Here is a 24336-nt window from a genome sequence, read left to right as displayed (position 1 = left end):
ATTCATTAAAAGGAACATAATCTAATATTCCTTTTAATGAATAGATTGGCGCTTTCAAGAGTTTTAAAGCGATCAATTATCAAGATACTTTTTAAGCTTTGTTAATCCTATTTCTAACTCTTGTAAAGAATTTGTTGAAGCTAATGCAATACGCAAATACTTTTCAGGTCTAGACTGCCCACTTAAAAAACGTACGGAATGAAATACACGTACACCGTGTCTTTGTAAGTCTGCTTCTAGTGCTTGTGCATCAATTTCTTTTTCGATTGGGAGCCAGCGAAAGAAGCTAAGAGGATGTTCATGATTCTTTTTAATCGGGAAATAATCAAAATACAACTCATTGGTTGTTTTTGCAAGCTGTTTCTTTTGTGAAACGATTTGATGAGCCTTCCCGGAAAGGATTAGCTCTGTGATCACTTCTGCATCAAAGGAGGATGTTTTTACATTGATATTAAAAATACCCTTCAGTATTTTCTCGCGTAATGCATCGCCAAATACCATATACGCAACTCTTAATCCAGAGCATATTGATTTGGAAGTGCCACAAATATAAACGCTCTGTTCAGGAAGCAATTGATACATCGGTTGCCTATAATCCTCAATAACACCTGCAGTTAAAAAGGCATAAATGTCATCCTCAATTAAAATTAACCGATATTTGCGAATCACGTCAGCTAATTCCCGCTTGCGAAAATCTGGAATCATCACAGTAGTAGGATTGCTGCATGAAGGCATGAGAAAAATCCCATGAATATTCAATTGACTACATTGTTTTTCTAGATCATCTGGCAGCATCCCATATTCATCTCCTACGATAGGGATCAATTGGATGTGTAATATTTTTGCCAATTCAATAAAATTTGAATAGGTGTATAGGTCTGTTGCGATGCGATTACCAGGTTCAAAAAGGGAAGCCAATGTAACCGCCAATGCATTCTGAGCACCAGAAACAATTGCTACATGCTCTTGGTCAGCGTGAATCCCGAACGGTTCCATCCAGTTGAGTGCAGCTGTTTTTTGATGGGGAATACCAGTCGGGTCGTTGTAAGTAAGCAGTTGCTCGACATATTTTTTTTCGCTTACTCTCTGAATACTATCTTTAATAAGCGTGTTCGTTTCCTCAAAGGATTCGACAAAGCCTAGTTCAATGAGGTTTGCTTGCTTTTCGGCGGAAATCGTAATCGAGCGAGCAGCATTAGGTGCAACAAACGTTCCGCTACCGGTAACTGCATAGATTAACCCCTTTACTTCACACACTTTGTAGGCACGAGTAATCGTCGTGAAATTCAAGTCGAGAAAATCTGCTAACTCTCGTTGCGGGGGCAGCTTTGTCCCAGGGGCTAAAAAGCCATTAACGATATCACGTTCAAGATATAATGCAAGAGATTGATAAAAGGGACGCTTCAAAGTGGCTTTATCAGGCTTCCAAGACATTGGATAATGTTCAAATGAATTAACTGGCATACTCCACCTCTAATTATTTACTAGGTACTCTCATCATATCATTTATTGTATGTATTTATAAAATCACATTGTATGATTTTGATTGGCTGATATTTAGCATTTAGTAGCTCCTATTTTATCAAGTTGGAGCATTTTCGAATATAAGGAGAATTGTAATCCATACAATTAATTTATTTATTGTATGGATTTTGTATGTTAAAAATTATATAAAGAAAACTGCAGGATGTGAATTATATGAAAAATAGAAATCAAATATGGATGGCTTGTCGTTCCGCTTTTCCATATACAGTACCGATATTAACGGGATTTGTCTTCCTAGGAATTGCTTATGGCATTTTTATGAATTCATTGGGGTTTAGCGCAATTTATCCGATTCTAATGAGTTTGCTCATATTTGCGGGATCTATGGAGTTTGTCGCAGCTAATTTATTGCTTGTCGCCTTCAATCCGATTAACGCTCTTTTCTTAACGTTAATGGTAAATGCAAGACATTTGTTTTATGGCATTTCGATGCTAGATAAGTTTAGGGAAGTCGGAAAGAAGAAGCTGTATCTCATTTTTGGGCTTTGTGATGAGTCTTTTTCAATCAATTGTACCGTTGATATTCCGAAGAGTGTAGACAAGGGCTGGTTTATGTTTTTTGTCACTTTATTCAATCATTCGTATTGGGTTATAGGGGCAACGATCGGGGGCATTTTAGGTTCACATGTCAAGTTCAACACCGAGGGACTCGAATTTGTTATGACAGCTCTCTTCATTGTCATTTTCATCGAACAATGGATGAAAGAGAAAAAGCACCATAGTGCCCTTGCAGGTTTGGGGCTTTCAGCTTTATGCTTAATCGCTTTTGGTGGAGACTATTTCATTATCCCAGCTATGATTGCCATTCTTGGGGTACTTACTCTTCTTAGAAAGCCATTAGAGAAAGAGGAGGTAAGAGCTGCATGACAATGACGATAACACAGCAAATAATAACGATTGCAATGGTCGTTTTCGGTACAATGCTTACAAGGTTTCTTCCCTTTATCATTTTCCCAGCAGGTAAGCCTACCCCGAAGTATATCCAATATCTCGGAAAAGTGCTACCATCCGCGGTCATTGCCCTCTTAGTGATTTATTGTTTTAAGGATGTAAATGTACTATCAGGAAGTCATGGTATCCCAGAATTTCTTGCAGTGGCAGCAGTTGCCTTGCTACATATTTGGAAGAAAAATATGCTTCTTTCAATTGCCGGGGGTACATTATTTTATATGGTTTTGGTGCAACTGGTTTTTTAATTCTATAGCATTCGTTAGGTGAAAGGATATCCTTATAAATTAGGGATGTCCTTTAAGAATGGTTTGAATATATAAAGTCTAGGCACGGAGGACGTTTATCTATATATCAATTATTATTGGAATATTTAAATCCTCTAGGCACCACAGCATTATTCAATTTTCCTGGAGTATCTAATTTTCTTTTCAAATTATCCTTCGTTTTTGCTTTCCCTTAGGCACACTCGTAAATGGGCTATTTCTTTTTAGATTGAAGGAGTATTCAGTAGGGAGACTTTTAAGAGTCATCATGTAGCATTTTCATTCTTTTTCTCATTAGGAGTGTAAAGTTGACTTTACAAAATGTAAAATTAAGTATACAATGTGTTTATCATAATTGAAGGATAAGGAAGGAGGTACTAAATTTTTTTATCTGTAATGTATAGTAAACTTTACAAAATGTAAAGCAGAGTATACAAATTTTAGCTGAGAATAGTTGGAAGGTGAGAGCAGTGGAACTAACAAATCGTGTAAAAGAATTGAGGGCGAAGCATGGTTATACGCAAAATGATCTAGCTCTGGCAGTTGATGTGACAAGACAAACGATTGTTGCCTTGGAAAAGGGAAGCTATATTCCATCCTTGTTACTAGCCATGAAAATTTCGCGTACGTTTCAGTTGCCAATTGAAGAAATATTTTTTATGGAGGGGGAAAAATAAAGATGGTTCAAAAATTTCTTCTATCTGTCGGAATATTGGTTTTGTTTGGGTGGGCGATGATAGCCTTTTATCATGTACAAATGGATTTTGCCGAAGTTATTAAAAATCCAGATCCACCTTGGACGGTAACATTAAATGCTACCCCTGTTGCTGCTGCCCTAGTAATAGGTGGAATTATTACAGTAATTTTGATTATGAAAAGTAAAAAGAAACATAAATCATTAGCAAAGGCATTTTTCTTGCCACCTAATTTTGAAGAAAGTGATGAGAGAGAGCGTGAGATTACTGCCAAAGCGTGCAGAGCTTCATTCGTAACAATGTGGTACACATTTCCGATTATAACTGCACTGTTTCTTATCTACCCGTTTATTTCAGAAAAGCTTCCGTATTATCCAATTATTCTTATTTTGCTGCTACCACTTATCCAATCTCTCGCATACTTTCTCTCATGGAAAAAACATTATTAAACGGGTTAATGATTCTTGATAATTCAAAATGAAAAGCGTGGAAATGATGGAACAGTGTATATAGTAAAGTTGGAGCAAAAGGCTTAAGTTAAAGAGGAAGCTGTCTATTGCGACAGCTTTTTTTATTATGTTTTAAAGTTATTTCTAGACTAAATAAGTTGTTGAAATAATAACCGCTAGTATTAAGTAACTTTTTCCATGTTTATTCGTATAGTTATTATACATTGACTAAAAGGGGATTATGATGGAAATAAATCCACAAACGTCGAAAAATATTGAAATAGCTAAAAAAAGAATCACCATAAGAACGGTGTTAAATATATATGGGAGTTTCACTTTTTTTGCTTTAATGTTAATCAATATTTACTAATCCTATTTCTATGAATGAAAATATGGAATTTATTTATCATAAAGAATTAATAATGGAAGAGAAAAAGATGAAGGAATTCATATCATTTATGTGTTGTTCTGCAGTAGCATATTTTTCATTAGTAAATCTTTATTACAAGTTCAAAGAGATATAGACAATTCAGCTACTAATCAATGTGGAGTTTAAAATGAATGGAAAGTATGGTTAAACAATGGTGTAGGTAACGGGGGATGCGTGTATGGAAAGAATTATTCGAAAATATTCCACAGGAGGAGTTACAATCGAATATTCAATTATTGGGAAAGGTGAACCTATTTTTGTATTTCATGGTGGACACTCAAACTGTCATGAAGAATTTGGCTATAAACCATTAGTAGAGAACGGTTACTCAATTATTACCCCTTCAAGAGCAGGATATGGAAGAACATCGAAGGAAATAGGAGAAAGTTTAACGAAAGCATGTGAGTATTATGGGAAACTATTGGAGCATCTTCAAATTGAAAAAGTCCATGTTATTGCAATTTCAGCTGGAGGGCCAACGGGGTTGCGCTTCGCAGCTTTATTTCCAGAGAGAGTGAGGAGTCTCACCTTAGAAAGTGCTGTATCAAGGGAATGGTTGACGAAAAAAGATTTAGAGTATAAAGCAGCACATATTATCTTTCGACCATTTATTGAAGGTTTTACTTGGAAGATGCTTCGTTTTTTAAGCCATCTATTTCCGAATGCTATGTTTAAAATGATGGCAGCTCAGTTTAGTTCCCTTACTAAAAAGGATTTAAAATTAAAATTTGAAGAGACTGATGCTGAAGAATTTAAAAAGATGAATTCTCGTCAGCGATCTGGTCATGGCTTTCTTATTGACATCAAACAATCCAAGGAAATAACAGACCAAGATTTAAAATCAATTATTAGTCCAACCCTTGTTCTTCATAGTAAAAATGACGGTTTTATTTCCCTTGATCATCCTCATAATGCTGTTGAAAAAATAACCAATGCAGAGCTCTATCTACTTGATTCATGGGGACATTTAATTTGGATTGGACAATCATCTGAAAAGGCTGATGAAAAACTGATTTCGTTTCTGAAATCACAAAGTAACTTAAAGGTCTGATACCTAAAAATTTATTTTGGAAGCTTAAGAGTTTGTTTTGGGATCGATGCTTAAATTTACTTAAAATAGATTTAATATCTCTAAATTCTCCATTTTGCATAATCACAATATAACGAAATTAATATATATTTTCTTAACATAGAGTTGAGTTTGGCGATAGGATGGGGAAATCGATATCTATTTTTCTTCTTTCGTATATGGATAAAATAGGATAATATATAATGGATTACAACTAGTAGGAGTTGAATATATGTTTAATCGTATTCGAGAAAAAATGGTTCCAACACAGGGAACAGAAGTTGAAGTAGATAATATCTACGCAATCTTACCTCCACCAGGAACGATTATTGGTGAGGCAACCGAGGAAGAAATGGAAAAGGCTGCAGAGCTTGAAATTAGACATATGGCTTTCATGCGATTACAAGAAATGAATGTACAATTTGACGGTACTTCTTATAAAGAACTACTAAAAGATTTCCAAGACTTTGAAACCGAATCTAGTAATTTTTGGAGAGCTGTTGCGAAACGCCTAGCAGTTCCATATGAATGGCCTATTAGAATTGACCATGCAAACGGGCCTATTTATTTAGGTGAGCATGAGGTATATTTGGAAGAAGTAGACGAAGAGAAAGATTGATATAAAAAGGGCTAACCTTTGGGTTAACGCTTTTTCATTTAGCTACCATCAAGATCTTATAAGAATAACTAGTTAATCTACAATCCTGATTAGATATTGTTTTATGAGTGGTTCTGGAACTGATTAGTATTGATCTAGTCAGACAAATCACAACATATTTTAGAACATGCAAAAGACTGACGTTGTTTTTAAAGGTCAATCTTTGCATGTTTTTCTTTATTATTTTTGAATATTTTTTCGAAAATTATATAGGTAATACCAATTAAAACTGCTAAAAGGATTCGTTTTAAAAAGTAATTAAGTCCGTAATTTTCACTTAAATAATCTAATATAGATGAATAAATTAAAGCGGCGATACCAATTGAAATGTACTTTAATCTAACTCCCTCCTAATTTTAATATTATACATTTTTATCGTTTATATGTATTTTATGATTCAATGCTTTAGTATCGAAATGTTATTTTTGTTGCAAATACAACAAAAATCCGTTAAATTAAACCTATGTTATTTTTGTTGCATTTACAACAAAGTTCATACTGCTAAGTAGTTAACAAAAATGGAAGTTGTCCTTGAAATTGGAATGATAAGCAAGGATTTTACTATTTTTTATAGGAATTTGAAAAAGGAAAATAAGAGAAATGATTGATGATATAAAGGAGCGACATTTTGAAATGACAATAAAGATAAAAAAGTGCACGCTTAAGGATTTACACAAGCTACAGGAAATTAGTTATGAAACATTTAATGAGACATTTAAGCATCAGAATACACCGGAAAATATGAATGCCTATTTGCAAAGAGCATTTCACTTAAACCAATTAGAAAAAGAATTATCCAATCTGTCTTCACATTTCTTTTTTGTTTATTTCGATCATGAAGTTGCTGGCTATTTAAAGGTCAATACGAATGATGCCCAGTCTGAAGAAATGGGAGATGAATCACTTGAAATCGAAAGGATTTATATTAGGAACAAATTTCAAAAACACGGGCTTGGCAAATATTTGTTAAATAAAGCGATCAAAATAGCATTGGAGGAGAATAAAAGGAAAATCTGGTTAGGTGTATGGGAAAAGAATGAAAATGCTATTGTTTTTTATAAGAAAATGGGGTTTATTCAAACAGGAGCCCACTCCTTTCATATGGGAGATGAAGAACAAATTGATTTTATAATGATCAAAACACTTATTTAACATTTTGAAAGGTGGACAATTATGTATATACCTAAACATTTTAAAATTGATGATGAAGAAGTAATATTTGATTTTATCGAAAACTATAGCTTTGCAACTCTATTTTCCCAGCATAAAGGAGAACCATATGCTACACATCTACCACTAATGTTAAATAAGTCTGAAAATGCTTTATACGGTCATTTTGCACGTCCGAACGAACAATGGAAGGATGCAGAGAACCAACAAGTTCTTGCTGTTTTCCAAGGGCCACACTGTTATATTTCACCTTCATGGTACGAAACAATGAAAGCAGTACCTACTTGGAATTATGTATCTGTCCATATATATGGAAAGCTTGAAGTAATTGAAGATAAAAAGATGATATTAGATTCTTTAAATGACTTAGTAATTAAATATGAAAGCCCTGATAGTCCATACAATTTAAACGATGTTGAACCTAGGTTTATTGAAGGATTGAGTAGAGGGATTGTAGCGTTCAAAATAAATATGACAAAAATAGAAGCAAAAGCTAAACTAAGTCAAAACCATTCTGTAGAACGACAAGAAAGAGTTATAAAGCATCTAGAGAACACTTCACAGCATGATAATATACAGGTAGCATCTCTTATGAAGAAAAACCTACAATAACGTAAATAAAACCACTAAACTAAAGATGGCGATACTTTAATAATCGAAGCTTCGCATTTTCTTATTAACTAAATTGAAACCTTTTTCCACTTCCAATCGTATAAAAAATTACAGAAATAAACAATGGTGGTGTGGTTTTATGGGCACTTTAATAACTATAGGTATAGGAATCATTATCATTTATTTTGGTTATCTAATAAGAGTTAAAAAGATGTTATCATTAATTATAGGCTATGACGATAATACTTTTTATGGAGATAAAGACAAGTATGCCAAGAGAATGGGATTAACTACAATCATACTAGGATTGATAGTCATCACAATTCCTTTCATTATCCTACTTTTCGATGAAGCTGTTATACAGGTTTTCAAAATTATGATCGGTGTATATGTCTTTATTATGATTGGTATCGCTAATTATTGGCGAATACGATTTTAGTGCAAAGATTCATATTATCTAATTATCAATTTGTTGAAAAGGGGGGATAACCCCCATCGTAGTATTATCCATCTACAAACAATTAAAGGACTGTTTATCATTAATAAAAGTGAGTTACCGATGCTCATTGTTTATCAAATTTATTGTATTTAAAGAAATATGCACCAAACCCTTCATTTTTCACAATCCATTTAAAATTAACCAATGTTGATTCTTTCCTTCGGGTAAGATATTTTGAATAAAATAGGTTAAGAAGGATCGTACTTTTAATTTAGCAAATCAATTACTACTCGTGCTAATGGGAAACATAAAGGGAAGTAAAAGCAGAAAGGTAAAAAATCCCTCTCTGCTTAAGTATAAAATCCGTTATTCCAGGTTAGCGTGCCTACTAAACATGGAATCAGAATTCAATCCCTCTAATTCCATATATCTCAAAATGATTGAATCAAAAAATAGTAACAGGGTTTGTTCAAAAAGCGATGCCATTGGTTGAATGGTTTGATACTTACTAGTTTCTTGGTCTTTAGGTGAACCAGGCATTTTTACAACAATATCAGCTAGATTTCCAATTGTCGATTCAGGATTAATTGTTACAACAGCCACTTTAGCTCCATAACTTTTTGCTTTCTCAGACATTGAAACTAAGCTTTTTGTTTCTCCAGATCCTGAAGCAATAATAAGTAAATCATTTTCGGTGATATTAGCGGTAACTGTTTCACCGACAACATATGAATCTATTCCCATATGCATCATTCTCATGGCAAATGACTTACCCATAAATCCTGAACGCCCCGCACCTGCAACAAATACTTTTTTCGAGGATCTTATTGCTTTCACTAGATTCTCAGCATCAGCATCGGTTATAAATTGAGCAGAATGATTTAATTCTTCCAGTACTTTTGATAGATAATAAGATGTTTCCATATGCTAGCCCTTTATACTAAAGTAGCTTCTTTTACTAATTTTTGCATTTCTGCTGCGACTGCTTTTTTATCTTCTTTACCTGTAATTCCACCACCAACAATAACTAAATCAGGCCCGGCTGCAATGACTTCTGGTAATGTTTCTAACTTAATACCACCGGCTACAGCAGTTTTTGCGTTTGAAACAACACCCTTGATTGTACGTAATTGCTCAAAGGAATTTTCTCCAACTGCTTGAAGATCGTATCCTGTATGTACACAAATATAGTCAACACCAAGAGCATCGATTTCTTTGGCACGTTTTTCAATATCTTTTACATTAATCATATCTACTAAGATTTTTGTTCCATGTTTTTTCGCTTCTTCTACAGCACCTTTAATTGTTGCATCATCTGTTGCTCCAAGAATTGTTACAATTCCAGCACCTGCTTCAGAAGCCTTCATGACTTCATAACCACCAGCATCCATAACTTTCAGGTCTGCTAAAACAGTAAGGGAAGGGAATGCTTCTTTTATTTCTTTTACAGCTCTAAGTCCTTCGTTAATAATGACAGGAGTACCAATTTCAACAATATCAATGTAGTCCTGAACTTCACCTACTATTTGTTTTGCTTCTTCAATATTCACTAAATCTAATGCTAATTGTAATTCCATTATGATTCCTCCTTATATTTTAGTTGTTTGTATTTTCTTGCAGTTTCAATTATATTTGAATTGTTCAAGAATAAAAGTACGCACTTTTAAATCATATAGTGTCTAAAAAGATACTAAGTGTAAAAGTAGTAAGTAAAGGAGGAATTTAATGAGCCGTTTTGATGAGAAGGTATTTAATTGCGAAAAAGAACTAACATTAAATGTCATTGGTGGAAAATGGAAGATGTTGATCATGTGGCATTTAGGAAAGGATGGAATACTTCGCTTTAACCAAATAAAATCATTAATTCCAGGAATTACTCAACGTATGTTAGTCAATCAGTTAAGAGAACTTGAAGCTGATTTAATTGTCCACCGAGAAGTATACCCAGTTGTACCACCGAAAGTAGAATACTCGCTTACAGACCAGGGGAAAACATTAATGCCTATCTTAGAGTCGATGTATGAATGGGGAAAGAATTATCGGAAAAAATACTTAGAGCACACTACCTTCATTGAGGATGCTATTGAATAATTTGTCCATAAAAGTACTAAGTAATGAGATTTACATTACTTAGTTTTTTTAGATTTGACATTATGCTGCTCAAGAAGTTAGAGTTTTAGTTTTTTGCACTTAATAAAAAGAAATGTCGTATTTAGAAAAAAATGTCATATTAGTTAACAAATTCATTCAAGGACTTGCAGATTTATATATTGACCAAAAATACCACGGTTATTGGTATTTTTCAAAAGGGATTGAATGGGAATCATTGCTTACCCTTACATTGATTATTCCACCCGTAAATATGATGTTTTTAAATTGGTATCCTTTTGGCACTACATTGTTTAAACATGCTATGTATTATTTTTATTGGGTACTATTCATGATTGTTTATGAAATGATTGCTTTGCTGCCAGAGCCATGGGGCTATTTTAACTATGGATGGTGGACGATATGGTATTCAGTACTAGCAAATCCTTTTTTACTAATGCTTGTCTTGAATTTTTATAAATGGGTAATAAAGATTGAGAAAATTAAATAACGAGTAGCAGTAAATCCTTAACTAAAGCTGTACTAGGAATCACTCATCTTGCATTCTCCCAGACATAGAATAAGATGTGATGCAATAAACGAAAGAAACCATGAATCCTAAAAAGAAAGTAAAGGTTCACAGTAGAAGTTTCTTAAAAAAATAGGTGGAGAGGACCTATGAACCGGAAGTGCAGTTCAGATTTCAACAATTCCATCTTTGTTAAGAGAGTAATAAAAAAGTGATAAAAAGGAGACTTATCGCTTAATTGTGAGAAGCCTCTCCAAAATGCCCCTAAATCCGTTATTGCATTATTTTTATCCAATTGTAAGAACCACTTTTCCTCGGCCATGGCCACTCTCAATCTCTCGATGGGCATCTGCGGCCTTGTGTAGGGGGAATGTCTTCCTAATATGGATCTGTAATTTTCCTTGTGAGTATAGGTCCACTAGTTCAGTAAGCCGAGTTACTGACCTCTTGCTCCGTATAGGGCGAACACAAAGCTCCTCTGCAAGATTGAATGCAACAATCGTGCCGATCCGTTCTTTGTTTTCGACAAGTTCCAGCGATTCGAGAAGAGCATCGTCCCCAGCAGCATCAAAGGCTACGTCAACACCATTAGGTGCTAACGCACGGACTCTGTTGGCAAGATCATCTCCATAAGTGACTGGGATCGCACCTAGCTTTCGAAGGTATTCGTGGTTGCGTTTACTTGCGGTGCCGATGACAGTTGCTCCCCATGCCTTAGCCAGTTGTACTGCAAATGTACCAACTCCACCAGCTGCAGCGTGAATTAATATAGTGTCCCCCTTGTTAACGCCAAGTTCCTGTAAAGCGGTATGTGCGGTTTGACCAGAGGCTGTTAGTGCACCTGCCTCCTCCCAAGACATGTTCTTTGGCTTATGCACAATCTGGTCAACGTTAACCACCACATATTCTGCATAGCATGCTAGTAAAGCCCATCCAAGGACTTCATTGCCGATAGAGAAGTCAGTAACCATCTCTCCGACTTGATCAATAATTCCAGCGAACTCGTTCCCGAGAATCTGTGGATACCTTATCTCCATACCTGGTGGTACCCAGCCACTACTACGAACGGCTAAGTCGAATGGCTGGATTCCAGCAGCTTTGACCTTGACCCGAATCTGTCCTGCACCAGCATGAGGTTTATCAAAATCCATTACTTGCAAAACATTTGGAGGACCAAAAGTAGAAATTGCAGCGGCTTTCATGCTAATGACCTCCTTACAGATGAAGGGTTACAGAGAATGGGGAAAAACGATTGAATATCAATTGAATTAAGGATTTTATTTTCATCAAGTTGTTTGAAATATAAAATGTCTATTTCTCGATTAAACAGGTTAAGCGAAAGAATCGTCTGAACTTTATTCATAAATATTTTGTCCCTTCATAATGATATTAAATTTAAATAGAATCCTAGGATTACGAATGAACATCTTTTGCTATTGTGTGATAATTGAATGTCTTAATAAAAAACCTCGATGGTGAACCCACCTGGTGCTTTAACATAGAAAGTCCAGCGATGAGCTCTTTTTGGTGGTTTTACATCAAATCCATCATTCTTCAAGTGTTGATAGATCTCGTTCACCCGTTCTTCGCTCTCCTGTGAAAAACCTATATGAAAGGACTTTGGATAATTGACTTGGGTACCTTTCATCAAAGCGAGCAATAATCCATCTTCGTCTAACAGAACTGCGAATGAATCACCATGGATACTCTTTGTTTGTAGGTTAAAATATTTCTCTAAAAACTCCCGGGCAGCACTAACATCAGTGACCGTTAGATTGATATGATTTAGTTTCAAAGGTTACTACACTCCCTTTCTTTGATTTATATTCATAATACTTAATTCACTTTAAATAAATGCTCTCCCAATACATCCAAAAAGGATAACCAACTAAAAACTTTGAAAGCATTTTATTACTTACATGTTATATTCTATAATTGATTATTAATAAATAAAAAGACATATTAATATATGAATCTATATACTTGAGTATATGAATGGAGGAATGAGGTACTTGGAACTACTGCAACTGCATTATTTTCTAAAAGTCGCTAAGTTGGAACATATGACAAAGGCAGCACAAGAGCTTCGCATCGCTCAGCCTGCCCTCAGCAAAACTATCGCAAGGTTAGAAGAGGATTTAGGTGTACCATTATTTGAGCGTAAAGGAAGAAACATTCGACTTAGCTCATTTGGAAAAGTGTATTTGAAGAAAGTGGAAATGGCACTTATGTTGCTTGAAGAGGGACGAAGAGAGGTTGAAGATCTTGCGAAAATTGAAAGAGGGCGTGTTTTTTTAGCGACAACAACTCATAAATGCTTTTCTGATGTAATAGGTTCTTTTATATCCTCACACCCTGATGTCAAACTTCAAATCACACAAGCTTCAGAGAGGGAAAAGGTACAACAGCTTCGAAATGGTGAAATCGATTTTTGTATCACATTCCCTCCCATTGAGCAGTCGGGAATAGAGGGATTGTCCTTTCTCACAGAAGAAATATTTTTAGCTGTTCCTCAAACTCATCGATTTGCTAATTTGAGAAGCATAGACTTGAGTGAATTGGCTGATGATCCTTTTATATGTATAAAGAAAGGGAACCCATTTAGAGAAATGACGGATGAATTTTGTCAAAAAGCAGGATTTACTCCGAATATAATTTGTGAGGTTGACGAACATTCTGCAGTAGGTCATTTCATCCGGATGGGAATTGGCGTTGCTTTTATGCCGGGAACTTTAATTGAAAAAATAGACAATTCATTTCATTTACTACACATCAATAACCCTACTTGTGAGCGTACATACCAAATCGCATGGCTTGAAGGGAAATATATGTCAGAGGCTGAACGTAAGTTTCGGGAGTTTTTTGTCCAGAGCTTTACTGATTTACCGATGTAATATCCTTAAATTCGATTCGAACCTTATGAACCTAAAGCTCTAATATGTGGAACCAGAAGAAAAGGATTAATGTGGCTGTTTTCCTTATTAACTTCCATGCCTATCTAATAGATATACGATAAAAAATAAGTGATTTTCTCAAAATCGTCAATATATTTAAATTTGATGTAAACAAATCACAACAATTGGTCAGTAGTAGCAAAGTGATGTTGTAGTAATCTTTATATTAATGCTTGTACAACGTAGGCGATACATCGATAACAAAGTATCGCCATTTTATTTTATAGGTGTTTTTAGTGATATGTTTTCTAAAAATGAAATCAACTTCATTATGCTAACCATTACTTATGGGCCATATATGCAAATTCTCTCTTTTAAACCTTCTAAAACTTCTTCTGGAACTTCTCTGACCTTGATGTCCTCACCTAGGAAAAGTAGCCAATTTGTCATTTCGCTCAATTCTTCAGGCTTATTTATATTAATAAAAGTTTTTAAAAGGGCTGTTGTTTGGTAAGGATTAGTATAGGAAATAGATACTTTAAAAGGATGGTACTTTTTGAACTGGGCAATCGCTTTTGGACCAAGTTCAAGTACAAGGTTGATTCTTTCTTCCTGCTTACTAAGCTTTTCTAAAATCTTTTTCTTACTTAATCTTTCTTTTGTCTTGTAGGGTTTGACACTTGTGAGATTGTCGACAGGAAAAATCCGCTTTTTTTCTTCCTTTAAGTCAAAGCCTTCAATCAGCCAAAGGCTTTTTTCATGATAGAGGTGCAGAAGATAGATCGGATAAGACTTTAATATCTTCTCTTCTTCAATGGTAATCAATAAATAGCTGTCTAAGAGAAGGATTTGGATGAGTTTTTCTAACATCGGATGTGGCAGGTCTGATAAATCAAGGAGGTCGGGATTATTTGGGTTAGTTCCTTCAAATAGTAAGAGTTGATTTAAAAGAACAAGGTCATCCTGCTGGTTTTCTGAGATCATGCCTAATAATTTTTCAGCTAAAGAATGTCGACTCTTTAAAAAGGGGAGCTGTTGATTTCTTGTGGCCATAAAGGCAATAAAAAGAGCCTTGACCTCATTATCAGTAAAGCGAACCTCTGGAAGGACAGAGTTGTGCATGACAGAATAACCCCCATCCCTTCCGACTTCAGCGACAAGTGGCATCCCCATGGCCTCAATCTCTCTAATATCTCTTATTGCTGTCGAACGAGAGATATTAAATTCTTGCATGATTTCGGAAATTGTAAAGTGGGAGCGGTTGTTGATATAACGCATAATCGTATTAATCCGTTCAACTTTTTTCATTTGGCCTCCTAAACAGTATCATTTTTTGACATGATTTAAGTTTATGATAGAGCTATCAAGTGATGAATACAAGTCATTTGAACATTAAAAGAAGAGGAAGGTTTTAAATATGACAAATTATACTTTAGTAGAAAAAGACAGCTTTATCGTTTTAGGTTTTGGAATTGAGCTTAAGAGTGACTACACAGACTATGCTGGGATTAACAAGGAAAAGGCAGACTTTTGGAAGGCCTTCACCAAAGATGGAAGACTTGATGCTTTAAAAGCGAAAGCGACAAATGACTATGTTTTTGCTGTGAATGAAGCAGTGAATAACAAAATGATGCATTATGCTGGAGTTATGACAGAGGTATCTGAACCAGCACCAGAGGAAGCAAGAGTTATCCAATTTCCTAAAGGAGAATACTTAATTGTTAAAGGTGAAGGGAACACGGCTGAAGAATTAAATAATATCCTTACAGGTATTGCCTTTGGGCAAGTCTTGCCAGAAGCAAAGGATTTTGCCTATGTTGGTGGACCAAATGCAATAGTTGAGATGGGACAGCGAAACGGCTTAGTTTTTGGCGAAATCTGGATTCCTGTTGTTAGGAAATAAAGAGTTAATTGGAGGGATGGGAATGTCATATATCGTAGATTTTAAAAATGTGTCCACAGTTGGTTTAGAATCTTCACCTGTAGTAGAAGCACTTGCTGGTTTACGTGCGAATGAAGCCCGTTACTTTATGAACAAATACAAGCATGAATTTACGGTTGTACCAGCTAGCGAAAGTCAAGAGACACTTGATTATGTGAACCGAATTTTGAAGGAAGAACGTGATATTGAGTTTGCGGCCAAACCTTTAGAAACGTCGCGTTTTCAAGTGGAAAATATCAAATTTGCCTACGTCTTTTATGAGGATGGTCTTGCAGTCAATGTCATGTATACGGTTGATGATCCTAAGAAGCGGGCCGTTGGTTTTAAGCTTTCTGAAGGGATGGACGTACCAAAGGAGTTAGAAGAGAAATTTAAGTTTGCTAGGCAGAGATCTAAACTAGCTGGAACAATTCGGGGCTCATTTTTTGTCATTAAAGGAGAATATTGAAATAATTAAAAGCCAACCAATTTTATATGAGTGAAAGCTATTTTCTCTCTTAGGAATAAAATAGCTTTCACTTTGATATTAAAACCGATTGGATAGAGCTATTTTCTTTGGGAATCTTCACCAATGTTCATTGGAGCAGTGGAGATAAGGCAAGCGTCTTTAATCAAATGGCGTTACTGCAGTAAGTGGTGACGCTTTTTTAAATTCAACGATAAATTTGTAAAATCACCAGAAAAATCATTGCTCTACGAATCAAGCATTCATTCTTTTCTCATATTTGTTTCTCAGACGGGTGATATCCTCCTTAGGTGGGAAACCAAACATCCGGGAATATTCGCGACTGAATTGTGATGGGCTTTCGTAGCCTACCCGAAAGGCAACATCAGCAGCATCTGTTGCTTCAGATAACAATATTCTACGTGCTTCCTGTAATTTTATATGTTTTTGAAATTGTATCGGGCTCATGGCAGTGATTTCTTTAAAATGCCGATGAAGTGTGGAGACGCTCATATTAGCTATTTCGGCAAGTTCTTCGATACGAATTGTTTCGTTATAATTTTTTTTGATGAACTCAATTACTTCTCTAATATGATACGTATAGCTTCCCTCTATGGCCATTTGTTCTACTATTCTCCCATATGGCCCCTGTAAAACCCGATAAAGTATTTCCTTCGTAAAGATCGGAGCAAGGACAGGGATATCGTTCGGATTGTCGAGCAAGCGGGCTAATCGAATGACTGCATCTAGTAGAGATGTTTCTACCTGACTAACAAACATAGCGCGATTTGTACGTTTTTCTGGCCCAACCTGAATCGTAGCATCATCTAAAATCTCTAGGATTTGACTTGGTGTAAATTCTAGCTTAAGCGCCAAATACGGAGCGTTTGAAGACGCGTTAATCACTTGTCCAGTCACTGGTAAATCAAGGGATGCTACAAGATAATCCCCTGGACCATATTTAAAGCTTTCCTTCGCAAGTAAAACCTCCTTCTCCCCTTGAACAATCAAACAAAAGGATGGTTTGTATACACTATAAACTGGCTCAGTAACATGTGATTCACTAATGACAAATAGTGATGGAATGCAAGTTGCATGACAACCGTCTTCACTCGAATACCGCTTAATCAGCTGGACTAGCTCGTTTTGCTGTTCATCTCTTCTCTCTGACATGTCGATTCTCCTTATTTCCGTCAATCTATTGTTATTTTCATTATAATCTATCCATTTTAATTGAGTAAGGAGTGTGAGAGGATTAGGCAATCATTTGAGAGGATTTTGATAACGGTTCCTATCTTTTTTCATTCATAATTTACAATAGATAGAAATAAACACCCATTGAAGGTAGCGAAGCATATGATCGAGAAAAAGTATACACTAAAAAACAATATTCATTTTGCTCGTACAGCAACCCTATTAGTCAAAGGCGCTTGTAAAATCACATCAAAGGTAATGCTGGAATATGAAGAGAAGTCCATTGACTTAAAAAACACCCCAGATTCAATAATTGATGTGATGTCACTTGGAATGAATCCAGGCTCTGAAATCACAATAAAGGTTGAGGGAGATGATGAGGATCAAGCACTTAAAAAAATTGAATATTGGTTGAGTGAAAATGAGATAGCTGAGCAATGAAGCCATATTGATTTGAAATGGAGGAGCTTAAAATGGAATATGTAAAACTCGGTAATACAGGTTTAGATGTTTCCCGGATATGTTTAGGCTGTATGGGCTTTGGTGACGCAACACGTTGGGTTCATCCATGGGTACTTGATGAGGAAAACACACGTCCAATCATTAAAAAGGCTCTTGATTTAGGGATTAATTTCTTTGATACAGCAAATGTCTATTCTGACGGTACAAGTGAAGAATTTGTTGGCAGAGCCTTAAAGGACTATGCAAATCGAGATGAAATTGTTCTCGCCACAAAGGTATATTTTCCAATGCAGCAAGGTCCGAACGGTGGAGGCCTTTCCCGTAAAGCGATAATGACTGAAATTGATAAAAGCCTTAAAAGATTAGGAACAGATTATGTCGATCTTTATCAAATTCATCGCTGGGATTACAATACACCAATTGAAGAAACGATGGAAGCGTTGCATGATGTAGTCAAAGCAGGAAAGGCAAGATATATAGGTGCTTCTGCTATGCATTCTTGGCAATTTTTAAAGGCTTTACATGTAGCAGAGAAAAACGGGTGGACTCGTTTTGTTTCAATGCAAAATCACCTAAATCTAATTTACCGTGAAGAGGAAAGGGAAATGCTCCCGCTCTGTAAAGAGGAAAAAATCGGCGTTATTCCTTATAGCCCACTCGCTTCAGGAAGGCTGACTCGTGATTGGTCAGAATCAACTCATCGTTCTGAAACTGACCAAGTGCAAAAATCTAAATATGATGCCACTGCAGATGCGGATCACGTAATTGTTGAACGTGTTGCAGAAATTGCAGAAAAGCATGGTGTTCCGCGTGTTCAAATCGCCATTGCCTGGTTATTGCAAAAAGAACCAGTAACCGCTCCTATTATCGGGGCAACAAAAAAATCTCATCTCGAAGACGCTGTTGCTGCGCTTTCTGTTCGTTTAACACCTGAAGAGGTTACATATTTAGAAGAGCCATATATCCCACACCAAATTGTCGGATTTCAATAATAAGATAAGGGAGCGGTACATCACTATCGAAGTATCGCTTTACTTTGACTTTAAATAATATTACGAATTACGACATTTCATCTGTACGATTTTCTAAAAATCTAACGAAATACGGAATAATATTTGTCGACCAAAAATGGTTGATATTTACATTAGGATATCCGATAATTCACCTTAAAGATGTATATTAAATATATATTTAAGGGGAAAATATGAATCAAAAATCAGATGAAATAATACTACTAGACAAAGAGTGGGAGGATTTAATTTTATCTGCACTAGAGATTGGTATAACTATTGATGAAATTAAAGATTTCTTCAATCAATTTTCTAGCCCTGAATAAGGGTTTTTTTAGTTTGTTGAAATTTTATTTACCTTAGATATCGTAGATGCCAGCTAAAGAGGCCTAGTTGTAGAAAGTAAATGGAAACCATATTATTAAATTTAGCCAAAGCTTATACTGCAGTCCCTCCTAATTCTTACAAGAATTTTTCACATATAAATGTATCATTTTATGATATAGCTGTAGACAGATATATCATAAAGTGATATATTGAATTTAAACAAATGTATCATAAAGTGATATATCATAAAAAGATATAGGAGGTGTTTCGTTGAAAACAACTGAGCAATTAACAGATTCAATGTTTTATATTATGGCTACGTTAACTAAGCCTAGGCATGGTTACGCGATTATGAGCCTGATTGAAGAGCGAACAAAAGGAGCAATAACAATAGGCCCTGCTTCAATGTATACGATTATTAAGAAGTTATTAAAACAAGAGTGGATTTATCTGTATGATGAATCTGATCCTAGACGAAAAACCTATCTGCTTACGGAGAAAGGGAAAGCAGTATTGGAAGAAAATGTGAAGCTAAGAAAGCTGATGATTAATTTTGCGGAAATGGGATTAAGGGAGGTTGAAGAATGAGGCAAACAAAGTATGTTATATCAGGTGGGTTAGCTTTTTCTGAGAAGAAGGATATGGAAAAATTACGAAGACTTTCTTTAAAAGGCTGGCATGTCAGTGACTTTAAATTTATGGGGTATATTCTTGAAAAAGGAAAAAGCATGGATTTTATCTATAGTGTCGATTATCGTTCAATAAACGAGAAGGAAGCAGAAGAGTATTTTGACTTTTTTTCTTCCTCTGGGTGGACGCATATTGCATCTGAAGGAGATGTTCACTTATTTCGTGCATTGCCTGGTACAAAGCCTATTTATAGTGATCGTGAGACACTGGTTGAAAAGCATGATAACTCAGGAAGAGCGATAAAATGGTTCGCATTAACTCTAATATTTATAACAGCACTTGCATGGCTTGGAACATTTATAAGCATAGGCTCTTTACAAATGACACTTACTATCATAGCTGGCATTCTTAGTGTCATTGCCATTCCGACCTCTTGGACTATGCTTGCAATATACAATAATAAATGGAAAGCAGAGGGGAAAAAGGGCTTAACCACACTTATAAAAAGTTTAGCAATATTATTCCTTTTTTTCGTTGCTTTTCTAATTTTCTTTGTTGTTGATGACTCAAGCAGTTCAGTTTTCATCTTAGCATATATGATACTTGGAGCAGTGGCATTTCCAACTGCTATTTGGAGCATAATGTCCCTTTATCAAAAGTTGAGTGGAAAAAATGCGTAGTATATGAGTAAGACTCAAATATGCAAAATGATCTAAAGAGATATTGATTAATAATAGTCTATCGAACTGTACTTATTAATCTACTAAGGGCGTGTATCTTCCATTGGGAGAGAATACGCTCTTTTTTTTATCTATATTTATATCTAATACGACAAACAAATGAATAACCTCATGCCATTTTTAACACTTATGTAAACGAAAGGAAGATGAATAGTTATTTACATACATACTGTATGTATGTTAAAATGAATCAAACGAAAAAAGGAGATGGTTGTGTTGCTTAATAGCTTTTATCCAGTTATTTTATCCGAAAAATTAGAAGAGACTACCGAATTTTATGAAATGAATTTTGGATTTACACCTGTTTTCAAATCAGATTGGTATGTAAGCTTAAAAATAAATGAAAATCCAATTCCTTACGAGCTCGCTATTATTGATAGTCACCATCATACGATTCCAGAAAATTACCGTAAAGCAGCACAGGGAATGATATTTAACTTTGAGGTTGATAATGTTGATGACGAGTATAAAAGACTAATTCTTAGTGAAAACTTGCCCATCATCCAGGAGATGAAAGACGAAGATTTTGGTCAAAGACATTTCATCACGTGTGACCCGAATGGCATTTTAATCGATGTGATTCAAATCATACCGCCTAATGAGACGTATCGTTCTCAATTTAATGAGGAAATATGGTCTGAGAAATAATTTCTGAATTCAATCAAGCAATTAATAAATAACTCACAATATAGGTAGGCATAATTATGAGAAAAAATAAAATAGAAACAGATGCAACCGTACAAAAATTACTTTCAACTGCAAGAAAGCATTTTGCAGAAAAAGGATTTGCTAACACAGCTTTAGAAGAAATCGTTACAGAGACAAATTTAACTAGAGGTGCTCTCTATCATCATTTTAAAAATAAAAAAGGACTATTTTTAGCGATTTTTGAACTAGTACAAAAGGAAGTGGGGGAGCGGGTTGAACAAGAGGCATTAAAAAGTGAAGACCCGTGGGAGCAGTTATTAATTGGATGTAAAGCCTTTTTATCAGCTGCAGTTGAAGAACAAAACCTAAAAATCCTTCTTATTGATGGTCCAGCAGTTCTAGGATGGGAGATCTTTAGGTTAATGGATGAACAAAATTCAATGAGGCATTTACGCGAGCAATTACAGGATATGAAAAATCAAGGATATTTGAAGCCGTTCCTGTCTGTTGATGCGATGACTCACTGTCTGTCGGGAGCAATGAATGAAGCAGCCCTTTGGATAGCAGATAATCCAGATGATAAAAACTCCTTAGAAGACACAATTTCTACAATCACGAATCTATTGGAAGGGTTAAAAAGCTCAGAAAAAAAAAGTAACAAACCTTAAAACCAAAGTTCAGACCCCTCAAACATAATATATAGACTATGATGTGGTTAGTTTACTATATATCAGTGGTTTTTGGAGGGGTCAGACCTTTTTGAGTCACCCTCAATTAGTTATATTACTTATAACATTTTCTTCAAAGATTTCCTTTTCATCATAAAGCCTATTTCAAATTGGAAACCTAGTATTTTCTCTATATCTTTTTTGTGTACCATATTAGGTTATTGAAACATTCTCTGCTTTTGTTTCCTCTCTTGAGCGTTTATTTCCTTTATAAATAAAATAAAGCGAAATTATCATAAAGAGTAACGCGAAAACCCGTTTAACATCTAATTCAATAACTAGACTATTGAACCATCCAAAATGATCAATGATGACACCAATTATAAGTTGACCAGCTATAGCAGCAATATTGGCTGCAATAACCCCAATTTTTGGTACTGCCATGACAGTTAGAAGTAAATACGCAGTTCCTAAAAATGCTGCACTTAATTGCCATTTAGGTGCTTCTAGTAATGCGAACACATTTCCACTGCCAAAAAATAAAATGAAAATCGTAAGAAACATCGTTCCGGTGAGGAAGGTTAAAAATGTTGTTTCTATTGTTCCTGCCTTTCGACTAAATGTACCATTAATAGATGATTGTGCGCTTAATGTAATACCGCCAAGCAATGTGAATAAAATCATGAATAAACCCAAAGTTATAACCTCCTAGTTAATTAATATAAGTGCGATAATCATTGAGATGACGGCAAATATTTTTTCTTTATTAATCCTCGTTTTCATGCTACCAAGCCATCCAAAATGCTCTATAACCATACTCATTACCAATTGCCCGATGATAACAGCAACCATGGATATCCCAACACCAACGAATGGAACACTTACAACAATAGAGGTTAAATAAACAACACCTAAAAGACCCCCAAGTAATGACCATTTAGGTGCTTCAAATGTATAGGAAAGCTTTCCTTTTCCAAAAAAGAGCCACAATAGCCCCATAATGATAGTGCCCATAAAGAAGTTATAAAAACTTGTTTCTATTTGTCCGATTGTTTTTCCAAGTTCAGCATAGATAGCTCCTTCAAAGCTAAGCGCTGCACCAGCCAATAAGGCCAGAAAATATGCTATAAAACGCATTGAGTAATATCCCCTTTTTCATATAATTATATATCTAGAATAATAGATATAAAGTAATAAAAAAAACAGAAATCAACAAAGATTAGATCTCTGTTTTAAAATATTTAGCAAACTGTTCAATAAATTCTTCGTTACGTCTGTAATAGGTCCATTGACCATGACGAACTGATTCAAGTAGACCTGCTTTTTGCATCATGTTTAAGTAGCTAGAAACGGTAGATTGAGAAACATTTGCTTTTTCCTGAATATCCCCAACACATACTCCGCCTTTATAGCTTACCTCCTTAGGTAGATGAGCGCCTTGTTTTGGGAAATGCTTCTCCGGTTCCTTTAACCACTTTAAAATATTTAATCGTGTTTCGTTAGATAAGGCCTTGAATACATCAATAGGTTCCATGGGCATAATTGTATATCTAGATTTCTAGATATGTCAAGTTGAGAAGAAAAATAAAAATGATAGCAGCATTTCTATATTAAAGGAAGTGGAGTTTAGTATATAAGATTGTTATAACATATAAATTCTTTCTCAGCATAAGCAGCCCTACTTTTTAACAAAAATCGGTGGAACATCCTTCGACAAAATGTTAAAATAGATTTGACTTCTTATACAAGAAATTCTCAAAGGCCTCTCAAAAAAAAGTGGGGGCCTCCTTTTTTTAGTACGCCTTCTAATACCCCGAAAATACATGAGCTTACCTTCATAATTTGAAAAATTCAATATAACAGAGCAGCTGAAATTCAGGAATAAATCCTTATTAGTGTGCGAAGAAAATAGTAGAAACCTTTACCGGTAGACGATATCTGGACTGTAAATGGCAATCAACAGTAATTTCAAGTTAATATGTCAGTTTAGTTGCAGAAGAAAGTGTTCAGAATTTATTTTCCTTAAATGGTTCAAACTACTTTTATGTAATTTTAAAGTTTATCATGCAACTAAAAAGTTACTTACGGTTGACAAGCAACCAAATAGTTGCATATAATCGACTTATGGATTTGGATAAAGACGCTATTTTCAAAGCACTTGGCGACTCAACTCGACGGCTTATTTTAGATGAACTTTCTGAACGCAACGAGCTGACGTTGTATGAGCTCACAGCACGTCTCGTTATGAAGCATAACCTTTCGATTACGCGCCAAGCTATAACGAAGCATCTTAATATGTTGGAGGATGCAGGGCTCGTCATCTCAAAAAGAAAAGGAAAATATCGAGTACTTATGTTTAACAAAGAACCACTTAAAAATTTGCTGAAAGGATGGGTAGAGTAATTTAATAACGAATGTATGAGTTTTTCTACTTGTACTCAAGATCATTAGAGGAGAACTATATATCGCAAAAATCAA

At 35.1% G+C, this 24336-nt stretch carries 32 protein-coding genes; 22 read left to right on the top strand and 10 right to left on the bottom strand.

Annotated features, from left to right (window positions below):
* Positions 1-72: 72 nt before the first annotated feature.
* Positions 73-1464: an aminotransferase-like domain-containing protein gene (locus tag ACTJJ9_RS11580; RefSeq protein ID WP_145580552.1), complete on the bottom strand. Its 1392-nt coding sequence runs from the start codon at positions 1462-1464 to the stop codon at positions 73-75.
* A gap of 234 nt (positions 1465-1698) precedes the next feature.
* Here ACTJJ9_RS11580 and azlC point away from each other — a divergent pair, with 234 nt between their 5' ends.
* The 9 genes from azlC (at position 1699) to ACTJJ9_RS11535 (ending at position 8281) form a co-directional block, all read left to right on the top strand.
* Positions 1699-2412, top strand: a complete 714-nt coding sequence (gene azlC / locus ACTJJ9_RS11575; protein ID WP_095301198.1) for an azaleucine resistance protein AzlC — start codon at positions 1699-1701, stop codon at positions 2410-2412.
* Complete coding sequence (locus ACTJJ9_RS11570) at positions 2409-2741, top strand: branched-chain amino acid transporter permease (protein ID WP_145580551.1); 333 nt, start codon at positions 2409-2411, stop codon at positions 2739-2741. Before azlC ends, ACTJJ9_RS11570 begins: the two co-directional genes overlap by 4 nt.
* A 488-nt stretch (positions 2742-3229) precedes the next feature.
* Positions 3230-3436, top strand: coding sequence for a helix-turn-helix transcriptional regulator (locus tag ACTJJ9_RS11565; RefSeq protein ID WP_095301196.1), 207 nt, complete (start codon positions 3230-3232; stop codon positions 3434-3436).
* 2 nt (positions 3437-3438) lie between these two features.
* A complete protein-coding gene (locus tag ACTJJ9_RS11560; RefSeq protein WP_255451770.1) occupies positions 3439-3903 on the top strand; it encodes a hypothetical protein in 465 nt (154 codons plus the stop codon).
* 608 nt (positions 3904-4511) lie between these two features.
* Entirely contained in the window at positions 4512-5384 is an 873-nt protein-coding gene (locus ACTJJ9_RS11555; protein ID WP_145580549.1) for an alpha/beta fold hydrolase, read from the top strand.
* Positions 5385-5658: 274 nt separating this feature from the next.
* Positions 5659-6021 (top strand): hypothetical protein, encoded by a 363-nt coding sequence (locus ACTJJ9_RS11550; RefSeq protein ID WP_095301218.1) that lies wholly within the window; start codon positions 5659-5661, stop codon positions 6019-6021.
* A 672-nt stretch (positions 6022-6693) separates the two neighbouring features.
* A complete protein-coding gene (locus ACTJJ9_RS11545; protein ID WP_145580578.1) occupies positions 6694-7212 on the top strand; it encodes a GNAT family N-acetyltransferase in 519 nt (172 codons plus the stop codon).
* Positions 7213-7233: 21 nt separating this feature from the next.
* Positions 7234-7842, top strand: coding sequence for an FMN-binding negative transcriptional regulator (locus tag ACTJJ9_RS11540; protein WP_145580548.1), 609 nt, complete (start codon positions 7234-7236; stop codon positions 7840-7842).
* Between the two features lie 139 nt (positions 7843-7981).
* Complete coding sequence (locus tag ACTJJ9_RS11535) at positions 7982-8281, top strand: DUF3784 domain-containing protein (protein ID WP_145580547.1); 300 nt, start codon at positions 7982-7984, stop codon at positions 8279-8281.
* Between the two features lie 366 nt (positions 8282-8647).
* On the opposite strand, the gene hxlB is transcribed toward ACTJJ9_RS11535, so the two are convergent.
* Complete coding sequence (gene hxlB / locus ACTJJ9_RS11530) at positions 8648-9205, bottom strand: 6-phospho-3-hexuloisomerase (protein ID WP_145580546.1); 558 nt, start codon at positions 9203-9205, stop codon at positions 8648-8650.
* Positions 9206-9216: 11 nt separating this feature from the next.
* Positions 9217-9858, bottom strand: a complete 642-nt coding sequence (hxlA, locus tag ACTJJ9_RS11525; RefSeq protein ID WP_145580545.1) for a 3-hexulose-6-phosphate synthase — start codon at positions 9856-9858, stop codon at positions 9217-9219.
* A gap of 148 nt (positions 9859-10006) precedes the next feature.
* On the opposite strand from hxlA, the gene ACTJJ9_RS11520 reads away from it, so the two are divergent.
* Together ACTJJ9_RS11520 and ACTJJ9_RS11515 are read left to right on the top strand one after the other, a co-directional pair.
* A complete protein-coding gene (locus ACTJJ9_RS11520) occupies positions 10007-10372 on the top strand; it encodes a winged helix-turn-helix transcriptional regulator (RefSeq protein ID WP_145580544.1) in 366 nt (121 codons plus the stop codon).
* Between the two features lie 112 nt (positions 10373-10484).
* A complete protein-coding gene (locus ACTJJ9_RS11515; protein ID WP_145580543.1) occupies positions 10485-10880 on the top strand; it encodes a hypothetical protein in 396 nt (131 codons plus the stop codon).
* A 305-nt stretch (positions 10881-11185) separates the two neighbouring features.
* Here the strand turns inward: ACTJJ9_RS11515 and ACTJJ9_RS11510 are convergent, their stop codons facing one another.
* Both ACTJJ9_RS11510 and ACTJJ9_RS11505 read right to left on the bottom strand, forming a co-directional pair.
* Positions 11186-12100 carry an NADP-dependent oxidoreductase gene (locus tag ACTJJ9_RS11510; protein ID WP_145580542.1) on the bottom strand — a complete coding sequence of 305 codons (915 nt, stop codon included), beginning with the start codon at positions 12098-12100 and terminating at the stop codon, positions 11186-11188.
* 254 nt (positions 12101-12354) lie between these two features.
* Complete coding sequence (locus ACTJJ9_RS11505; RefSeq protein WP_145580541.1) at positions 12355-12693, bottom strand: VOC family protein; 339 nt, start codon at positions 12691-12693, stop codon at positions 12355-12357.
* A 217-nt stretch (positions 12694-12910) separates the two neighbouring features.
* Between ACTJJ9_RS11505 and ACTJJ9_RS11500 the strand changes: the two genes are divergently transcribed.
* Entirely contained in the window at positions 12911-13792 is an 882-nt protein-coding gene (locus ACTJJ9_RS11500; protein WP_145580540.1) for a LysR family transcriptional regulator, read from the top strand.
* 345 nt (positions 13793-14137) lie between these two features.
* Here ACTJJ9_RS11500 and ACTJJ9_RS11495 read toward each other — a convergent pair whose 3' ends face one another.
* Positions 14138-15100, bottom strand: coding sequence for an HTH domain-containing protein (locus ACTJJ9_RS11495; RefSeq protein ID WP_145580539.1), 963 nt, complete (start codon positions 15098-15100; stop codon positions 14138-14140).
* Between the two features lie 109 nt (positions 15101-15209).
* On the opposite strand from ACTJJ9_RS11495, the gene ACTJJ9_RS11490 reads away from it, so the two are divergent.
* Both ACTJJ9_RS11490 and ACTJJ9_RS11485 read left to right on the top strand, forming a co-directional pair.
* Positions 15210-15695 (top strand): GyrI-like domain-containing protein, encoded by a 486-nt coding sequence (locus ACTJJ9_RS11490; RefSeq protein ID WP_145580538.1) that lies wholly within the window; start codon positions 15210-15212, stop codon positions 15693-15695.
* 22 nt (positions 15696-15717) lie between these two features.
* Positions 15718-16182 (top strand): phage tail protein, encoded by a 465-nt coding sequence (locus tag ACTJJ9_RS11485; RefSeq protein ID WP_145580537.1) that lies wholly within the window; start codon positions 15718-15720, stop codon positions 16180-16182.
* 252 nt (positions 16183-16434) lie between these two features.
* Here the strand turns inward: ACTJJ9_RS11485 and ACTJJ9_RS11480 are convergent, their stop codons facing one another.
* The gene (locus ACTJJ9_RS11480) at positions 16435-17352 is read right to left on the bottom strand and encodes an AraC family transcriptional regulator (RefSeq protein ID WP_095301180.1); all 918 of its coding nucleotides are present in this window, start codon (positions 17350-17352) and stop codon (positions 16435-16437) included.
* A 183-nt stretch (positions 17353-17535) separates the two neighbouring features.
* Here ACTJJ9_RS11480 and ACTJJ9_RS11475 point away from each other — a divergent pair, with 183 nt between their 5' ends.
* The 7 genes from ACTJJ9_RS11475 (at position 17536) to ACTJJ9_RS11445 (ending at position 21858) form a co-directional block, all read left to right on the top strand.
* The gene (locus ACTJJ9_RS11475) at positions 17536-17814 is read left to right on the top strand and encodes an HPr family phosphocarrier protein (RefSeq protein ID WP_145580536.1); all 279 of its coding nucleotides are present in this window, start codon (positions 17536-17538) and stop codon (positions 17812-17814) included.
* Positions 17815-17846: 32 nt separating this feature from the next.
* Positions 17847-18827 carry an aldo/keto reductase gene (locus tag ACTJJ9_RS11470; protein ID WP_145580535.1) on the top strand — a complete coding sequence of 327 codons (981 nt, stop codon included), beginning with the start codon at positions 17847-17849 and terminating at the stop codon, positions 18825-18827.
* 212 nt (positions 18828-19039) lie between these two features.
* Entirely contained in the window at positions 19040-19171 is a 132-nt protein-coding gene (locus ACTJJ9_RS11465) for an anti-repressor SinI family protein (RefSeq protein WP_145580534.1), read from the top strand.
* 271 nt (positions 19172-19442) lie between these two features.
* Positions 19443-19760 carry a PadR family transcriptional regulator gene (locus ACTJJ9_RS11460; protein WP_145580533.1) on the top strand — a complete coding sequence of 106 codons (318 nt, stop codon included), beginning with the start codon at positions 19443-19445 and terminating at the stop codon, positions 19758-19760.
* The gene (locus ACTJJ9_RS11455) at positions 19757-20482 is read left to right on the top strand and encodes a DUF2812 domain-containing protein (RefSeq protein ID WP_145580532.1); all 726 of its coding nucleotides are present in this window, start codon (positions 19757-19759) and stop codon (positions 20480-20482) included. The genes ACTJJ9_RS11460 and ACTJJ9_RS11455 overlap by 4 nt, the downstream gene beginning before the upstream one ends.
* Positions 20483-20749: 267 nt before the next feature.
* Positions 20750-21190, top strand: a complete 441-nt coding sequence (locus ACTJJ9_RS11450; RefSeq protein ID WP_440768666.1) for a VOC family protein — start codon at positions 20750-20752, stop codon at positions 21188-21190.
* A 56-nt stretch (positions 21191-21246) separates the two neighbouring features.
* Complete coding sequence (locus ACTJJ9_RS11445) at positions 21247-21858, top strand: TetR/AcrR family transcriptional regulator (RefSeq protein WP_145580530.1); 612 nt, start codon at positions 21247-21249, stop codon at positions 21856-21858.
* Between the two features lie 213 nt (positions 21859-22071).
* Here ACTJJ9_RS11445 and ACTJJ9_RS11440 read toward each other — a convergent pair whose 3' ends face one another.
* From ACTJJ9_RS11440 to ACTJJ9_RS11430, 3 genes are all read right to left on the bottom strand, one after another.
* Entirely contained in the window at positions 22072-22554 is a 483-nt protein-coding gene (locus ACTJJ9_RS11440; RefSeq protein WP_145580529.1) for a DMT family transporter, read from the bottom strand.
* A gap of 12 nt (positions 22555-22566) precedes the next feature.
* Positions 22567-22995: a DMT family transporter gene (locus tag ACTJJ9_RS11435; RefSeq protein ID WP_145580528.1), complete on the bottom strand. Its 429-nt coding sequence runs from the start codon at positions 22993-22995 to the stop codon at positions 22567-22569.
* Between the two features lie 82 nt (positions 22996-23077).
* Entirely contained in the window at positions 23078-23392 is a 315-nt protein-coding gene (locus ACTJJ9_RS11430) for an ArsR/SmtB family transcription factor (RefSeq protein WP_145580577.1), read from the bottom strand.
* Between the two features lie 590 nt (positions 23393-23982).
* On the opposite strand from ACTJJ9_RS11430, the gene ACTJJ9_RS11425 reads away from it, so the two are divergent.
* The gene (locus ACTJJ9_RS11425) at positions 23983-24261 is read left to right on the top strand and encodes a metalloregulator ArsR/SmtB family transcription factor (RefSeq protein WP_145580576.1); all 279 of its coding nucleotides are present in this window, start codon (positions 23983-23985) and stop codon (positions 24259-24261) included.
* The last annotated feature ends 75 nt before the right edge of the window (positions 24262-24336 follow it).

This window comes from Metabacillus sp. 22489 (genome assembly GCF_052044855.1).
Lineage (GTDB): Bacteria > Bacillota > Bacilli > Bacillales > Bacillaceae > Metabacillus > Metabacillus niabensis.
The sequence above is the reverse complement of the archived record's forward strand: the minus strand, read 5'-3'. Positions and strand labels throughout refer to the sequence as shown.

What these genes read in the sequence shown, in the direction of transcription:
- ACTJJ9_RS11570 (WP_145580551.1), top strand. Translation starts at nt 2,409, where the DNA reads ATGACAATGACGATAACACAGCAAATAATAACGATTGCAATGGTCGTT.
- ACTJJ9_RS11510 (WP_145580542.1), bottom strand. Translation starts at nt 12,100, where the DNA reads ATGAAAGCCGCTGCAATTTCTACTTTTGGTCCTCCAAATGTTTTGCAA.
- ACTJJ9_RS11555 (WP_145580549.1), top strand. Translation starts at nt 4,512, where the DNA reads ATGGAAAGAATTATTCGAAAATATTCCACAGGAGGAGTTACAATCGAA.
- azlC (WP_095301198.1), top strand. Translation starts at nt 1,699, where the DNA reads ATGAAAAATAGAAATCAAATATGGATGGCTTGTCGTTCCGCTTTTCCA.
- ACTJJ9_RS11520 (WP_145580544.1), top strand. Translation starts at nt 10,007, where the DNA reads ATGAGCCGTTTTGATGAGAAGGTATTTAATTGCGAAAAAGAACTAACA.
- ACTJJ9_RS11475 (WP_145580536.1), top strand. Translation starts at nt 17,536, where the DNA reads ATGATCGAGAAAAAGTATACACTAAAAAACAATATTCATTTTGCTCGT.
- ACTJJ9_RS11580 (WP_145580552.1), bottom strand. Translation starts at nt 1,464, where the DNA reads ATGCCAGTTAATTCATTTGAACATTATCCAATGTCTTGGAAGCCTGAT.
- ACTJJ9_RS11450 (WP_440768666.1), top strand. Translation starts at nt 20,750, where the DNA reads ATGGTTGTGTTGCTTAATAGCTTTTATCCAGTTATTTTATCCGAAAAA.
- ACTJJ9_RS11545 (WP_145580578.1), top strand. Translation starts at nt 6,694, where the DNA reads ATGACAATAAAGATAAAAAAGTGCACGCTTAAGGATTTACACAAGCTA.
- ACTJJ9_RS11560 (WP_255451770.1), top strand. Translation starts at nt 3,439, where the DNA reads ATGGTTCAAAAATTTCTTCTATCTGTCGGAATATTGGTTTTGTTTGGG.
- ACTJJ9_RS11535 (WP_145580547.1), top strand. Translation starts at nt 7,982, where the DNA reads ATGGGCACTTTAATAACTATAGGTATAGGAATCATTATCATTTATTTT.
- ACTJJ9_RS11470 (WP_145580535.1), top strand. Translation starts at nt 17,847, where the DNA reads ATGGAATATGTAAAACTCGGTAATACAGGTTTAGATGTTTCCCGGATA.
- ACTJJ9_RS11430 (WP_145580577.1), bottom strand. Translation starts at nt 23,392, where the DNA reads ATGGAACCTATTGATGTATTCAAGGCCTTATCTAACGAAACACGATTA.
- ACTJJ9_RS11515 (WP_145580543.1), top strand. Translation starts at nt 10,485, where the DNA reads ATGTCGTATTTAGAAAAAAATGTCATATTAGTTAACAAATTCATTCAA.
- hxlB (WP_145580546.1), bottom strand. Translation starts at nt 9,205, where the DNA reads ATGGAAACATCTTATTATCTATCAAAAGTACTGGAAGAATTAAATCAT.
- ACTJJ9_RS11495 (WP_145580539.1), bottom strand. Translation starts at nt 15,100, where the DNA reads ATGAAAAAAGTTGAACGGATTAATACGATTATGCGTTATATCAACAAC.
- hxlA (WP_145580545.1), bottom strand. Translation starts at nt 9,858, where the DNA reads ATGGAATTACAATTAGCATTAGATTTAGTGAATATTGAAGAAGCAAAA.
- ACTJJ9_RS11445 (WP_145580530.1), top strand. Translation starts at nt 21,247, where the DNA reads ATGAGAAAAAATAAAATAGAAACAGATGCAACCGTACAAAAATTACTT.
- ACTJJ9_RS11540 (WP_145580548.1), top strand. Translation starts at nt 7,234, where the DNA reads ATGTATATACCTAAACATTTTAAAATTGATGATGAAGAAGTAATATTT.
- ACTJJ9_RS11435 (WP_145580528.1), bottom strand. Translation starts at nt 22,995, where the DNA reads ATGCGTTTTATAGCATATTTTCTGGCCTTATTGGCTGGTGCAGCGCTT.
- ACTJJ9_RS11425 (WP_145580576.1), top strand. Translation starts at nt 23,983, where the DNA reads ATGGATTTGGATAAAGACGCTATTTTCAAAGCACTTGGCGACTCAACT.
- ACTJJ9_RS11490 (WP_145580538.1), top strand. Translation starts at nt 15,210, where the DNA reads ATGACAAATTATACTTTAGTAGAAAAAGACAGCTTTATCGTTTTAGGT.
- ACTJJ9_RS11550 (WP_095301218.1), top strand. Translation starts at nt 5,659, where the DNA reads ATGGTTCCAACACAGGGAACAGAAGTTGAAGTAGATAATATCTACGCA.
- ACTJJ9_RS11465 (WP_145580534.1), top strand. Translation starts at nt 19,040, where the DNA reads ATGAATCAAAAATCAGATGAAATAATACTACTAGACAAAGAGTGGGAG.
- ACTJJ9_RS11480 (WP_095301180.1), bottom strand. Translation starts at nt 17,352, where the DNA reads ATGTCAGAGAGAAGAGATGAACAGCAAAACGAGCTAGTCCAGCTGATT.
- ACTJJ9_RS11485 (WP_145580537.1), top strand. Translation starts at nt 15,718, where the DNA reads ATGTCATATATCGTAGATTTTAAAAATGTGTCCACAGTTGGTTTAGAA.
- ACTJJ9_RS11455 (WP_145580532.1), top strand. Translation starts at nt 19,757, where the DNA reads ATGAGGCAAACAAAGTATGTTATATCAGGTGGGTTAGCTTTTTCTGAG.